At 25.5% G+C, this 4726-nt stretch carries 6 protein-coding genes; all 6 read left to right on the top strand.

What is annotated here, in order from left to right; all coding sequences use genetic code 11:
- Positions 1 to 1168, top strand: a 1168-nt coding sequence (locus R5Z65_RS09540; RefSeq protein WP_317368761.1) for a polysaccharide deacetylase family protein, incomplete at its 5' end; no start/stop codon positions are given.
- A 6-nt stretch (positions 1169 to 1174) separates the two neighbouring features.
- Positions 1175 to 2956, top strand: coding sequence for a B12-binding domain-containing radical SAM protein (locus tag R5Z65_RS09535; RefSeq protein WP_317368760.1), 1782 nt, complete (start codon positions 1175 to 1177; stop codon positions 2954 to 2956).
- Positions 2946 to 3599 (top strand): endonuclease III, encoded by a 654-nt coding sequence (gene nth / locus R5Z65_RS09530; protein ID WP_317368759.1) that lies wholly within the window; start codon positions 2946 to 2948, stop codon positions 3597 to 3599. The genes R5Z65_RS09535 and nth overlap by 11 nt, the downstream gene beginning before the upstream one ends.
- Before the next feature lie 74 nt (positions 3600 to 3673).
- On the top strand, positions 3674 to 4000 hold the full coding sequence (locus tag R5Z65_RS09525) for a sulfite exporter TauE/SafE family protein (RefSeq protein WP_317368762.1): 327 nt from the start codon (positions 3674 to 3676) through the stop codon (positions 3998 to 4000).
- Entirely contained in the window at positions 3997 to 4377 is a 381-nt protein-coding gene (locus R5Z65_RS09520; protein ID WP_317368758.1) for a TSUP family transporter, read from the top strand. The genes R5Z65_RS09525 and R5Z65_RS09520 overlap by 4 nt, the downstream gene beginning before the upstream one ends.
- Positions 4358 to 4528, top strand: a complete 171-nt coding sequence (locus R5Z65_RS09515) for a hypothetical protein (RefSeq protein ID WP_317368757.1) — start codon at positions 4358 to 4360, stop codon at positions 4526 to 4528. Before R5Z65_RS09520 ends, R5Z65_RS09515 begins: the two co-directional genes overlap by 20 nt.
- Positions 4529 to 4726 lie beyond the last annotated feature (198 nt).

Raw genomic sequence — 4726 nt, 5'->3', positions numbered from 1 at the left:
AAATTATAGTACATATCCAAACCCTGTTAAATTTTATGAAACATATATAATAGATATTACAAGTGGTGAATTTTTAAGCATAGAGGATATTTTTATTAATGGATATGAAGATTTATTTTATGATTATGCTAAAAATTACTTTTTTAATAATTATGGTCTTAATATAACAAAGAAAAGCGAAAACTATAACTATATAAAACCAAATAAAGAAGTATATAAAAAGATATTTTTAAAAGATGAAAATGTAGAAGTATTCTTTTATGATTATAAAAAACAAGAAGAAATTTTTATAAAAATACCTTTTGAAAATGTGTTACCATACATCAAAAAGGAATATATAGAGCAAACAACAACCACTACATTAGCATCTACAACAACTACAAATAAAGAAATAACAACACAAGCTACTACTGTTAACATATCAGAAAATAGTACACAAACTACGGTAACTAAAGAAACAACAACAGAGCAAATAACAACAGAACAAACAACAACAGATAAAGTAACAACAGAGCAAATAATAAAAGAGAATAACAACAGAAAAAGAAAAATTGATAAAAATAAACCAATGATAGCTTTAACTTTTGATGATGGGCCTAATGGCAATACAACTAATAAAATATTAGATGTTTTAGAAGAAAATAATTCAGTAGCAACATTTTTTTTAGTATCAAGAAGGATAGAAAAAGATAAAGAAACTTTAAAAAGAATGGATATGCTTGGAAACCAAATAGGAAACCATACGGCTAATCACAAAGATTTAACTAAATTATCTAAAGATAAAATAAAAACAGAAGTTGATATAGTTAATAAAGCTCTTAAAAATACAATAGGTAAAGAAGCAACTATTGTAAGAGTTCCATATGGTGCTGTTAATGATACAGTTAAGCAAACTGTAGAATACCCTATTATTATGTGGAATATAGACACAAAAGATTGGAAAAATAAAAATGCTAATACTATACAAAAAGAAGTTTTAGGAAAAGTAAAAGATGGGGATATAGTTTTAATGCATGACTTATATGACAGTACAGCAAAAGCCTGTGAGGTTATTATACCAAAGCTTGTGGAACAAGGTTATCAGCTTGTTACAGTAGAAGAACTTTTTGAATATAAGGGTATAGAAATGAAAAAAGGTAATAAATATTCCAATGCAAATAAAAAATAAAAGGGAGTGATTACAATAAAAACGTTATTAGTAGGTATTAATGCTAAGTATATACATACATCTTTAGCAGTAAGAAGTATAGAGATTTACTGCAAAGAAAATAATACAAACATTAATACAAGAGAATTTACAATAAATAATGATGAAGATATGATTATAAATGAAATATATGAAGAAAAACCTGATTTTTTAGGTTTTTCTTGTTATATATGGAATATAAACACAGTTTTAGATGTAATATCTACTATAAAAAAGATTTTACCTAATATAAAAATATTTGTAGGTGGACCAGAGGTTAGCTATGAATATGATTATATATTTAAAAAAGGTGTAGATATAGTTTGCATAGGCGAAGGAGAAAAAACAGTAAAAGAGCTTGTGGATAATTTTAATGAAAAAAAATGTATAGACAAATCATTTGAAAATATAGACGGTATAGCATTTATGTTAAATAATAGAATTGTTGTAACAAAAGAGAGAGATTTGTTACCATTAAATAATATACCTTTTGTATATAAAAATGGACTAGAAGGAACAGAAAATAAAATATTATATTATGAGGCATCTAGAGGGTGTCCTTATAGCTGTCAGTATTGTTTATCATCTTTAGAAAGAGGACTTAGATTTTTAAATGAAGAACGTGTTAAACAAGATTTAGACTTTTTCTTAAAACATAATGTAAAACAAGTAAAATTTGTAGATAGAACTTTTAACTGTAATAAAAAATTTGCATTGTTAATATGGAATTATTTAATAGAGAATGATAATGGTATTACAAATTTTCATTTTGAAATATCGGCAGATATAGTAGATGATGATATGCTAAATGTATTAAAAATGGCAAGGCTTGGACTTTTTCAATTTGAAATAGGTGTTCAATCTACAAATGATGCTACTTTAGATGAAATAAAAAGAAAAACAAATTTACAAAAACTTTTTGATAAAGTTGGTAAAATAAAAAACTTAAAAAATATACATCAACATTTAGATTTAATAGCAGGGTTGCCTTTTGAAGATTATGAAATATTTAAAAAATCCTTTAATGATGTATTTAGTGTTTATCCAGAACAATTTCAGTTAGGGTTTTTAAAATTGTTAAAAGGCTCTGGACTTAGGATAAATGCAGACAAATACGGTATAGTATATAAAGACAAAGCACCTTATGAAGTGCTTTATACAAACCTTATAGACTATGATAAAATGACTATGCTTAGAAATATAGAAGAAATGGTGGAAACTTATTATAATTCTGGTAAAGCTATTAATACTATAAAATATGGAATTAAATTTTTTAGCTCTCCATTTAACTTTTTTGAACAGCTAGCTATATATTGGAAGACAAATAATTATAATAACATTAGCCATAACAAAATGAAACTTTATGAGGTACTTTATATATTTGTTAATAATATTAAAGGCATAGATGATAAAGTATTAAATGAAATAGTAAAATTTGATATTTTATTAAATGATAATATTAAAAGCTTACCTTTATGGTTAGACACCAAATATGATAACGATTTTAAAGAAAAAGAAAGAAAATTTTATAATAACGAAGAAAATATAAAAAAATATATACCACATTTAGAAAAATATGATGCAAAACAAATTAGTAGAATGTGTTATTTTGAAAAATTTAATATTGATATAGAAACTATGATAAATAGCAATTTTGACATTATAAACCAAAAAGAAGTATATATTTTATTTGACTACAACACAAAAAACGATTTGATATATAAGGTTAAATATCATTACTTAGAAAGAGGTAATTTTAATGAGGCTTAATGAACGAGTTAAAGAAGTTACAAGGCTTTTAGACGAACATTATAAAACAGAAGACAAATGCTATTTAAATCATTCTACTCCTTATGAGCTTTTAATAGCTACTATGCTTAGTGCCCAATGTACAGATGATAGAGTTAATATGGTTACAGAAAAACTATTTAAAAAGTACCCAACATTAGAAAGCTTTGCTTCTGCAGATTTATTGGAGATGGAGAAAGATGTAAAACAAACTGGATTTTATCACAATAAAGCTAAAAATATAATATTAGCTACAAGAAGACTTTTGGAGGTATATAATGGAGAAGTACCGTCTAGCATAGAAGATTTAACAAGCTTAGCTGGTGTAGGTAGAAAAACTGCAAATGTTGTTAGAAGTCATATTTTTAATTTGCCAAGTGTAGTTGTAGATACACACGTTAAACGTATATCTAAAAAACTTGGTATTGTAAAAAATGATGACCCTGTAAAAATAGAGTTTGAGCTTATGAAAATATTGCCTAAAGAACATTGGATAAGGTATAACACACAGGTTATAGCACACGGTAGGGCTATATGTAAAGCTAGAACACCTAATTGTCCTATATGTTTTTTTCAGTCTTGTTGTAAAGAATATGAAAAAATAGAAAAGAAAAATAAAAAATAAGCATAAAAATTTTTATTTGAGCCAAAATATAACTAAGGTGGTGATGGCTTGAATAAAAATTTTTTGTTTCTCTAATAGGCTTAATAGCAGGATTTTTTAATGGACTATTTGGGTCTGGTGGTGGTAGCATATTAGTGCCAAGCCTTGAAAAATTTTTAAAAATGGAAGAGCATAAAGCACATTCTACAACAATAGCTGTTATTTTACCTTTATCAATAGTTAGTATTTTTATATACTTTAAAGGAATAGATGTAAATTTAAAGCAAGTTATAGCTGTATCTTTAGGTGGTATATTGGGTGGATTTATAGGTGCAAAATATTTAAAAAAAATACCAGCTAATTGGTTACACAAAATATTTGGCGTATTTATGCTTATAGGTGCTTGGAGATTGATTTTATGATATGGTTGTTTTTAGCTGGAGCATTGTCTGGTATTATAAGTGGTATGGGTATAGGTGGTGGAGTTATTTTAATACCTGCTCTTACATTAATATTTGATATGGAGCAAAAAGTTGCCCAAAATATTAATTTGCTATACTTTATACCTACTGCTATTATAGCCATTTTTGTTCATAGTAAAAATAAAACTATTGAAAAAGAAGGGCTTTTTAAAATAATAATATTTGGGATAATAGGTGCTATAATAGGTTCTTTTATTGCTGTAAATTTAAAAGGAGAAATACTTAGGAAAATTTTTGGTTGGTTTTTAGTAGTTATGGGTATAAGTGAAATATTAAAAAAGGAAAAGGGGCAAAAAAATGGAAATAATGGCATTTGAACACTTTAAAGAAGATTTTATTAATGCAGATACAGATAAAAAAGTAGAAATGTATGTATCGACAGAAGGATTAACACAATATCAATATAGAGAGCTTTTAAAGTTATTTCCTTATAATGAAATAGATAAACTAGAAAAAGCATTAGCATAAAAATATTGTAAAATAAAAATACCACCATTTATTAACTGGTGGTATTTTTATTTTACAATTAAGAAATGGTATATATTTTTAAAGTAAAGATTATATACGGATTTTTGTATTAAATTTTACGAATAAAAATATATAGAAGTATTTGTTTTTGTATACAGAGTATTCAAAAAATTGTTTATTACAATTAAGATACGACTT

It is taken from the genome of uncultured Tyzzerella sp. (assembly GCF_963558545.1).
Taxonomy (GTDB): Bacteria; Bacillota; Clostridia; order Lachnospirales; family CAG-274; genus Tyzzerella.
This window is presented reverse-complemented; position numbering and strand designations above follow the sequence as displayed.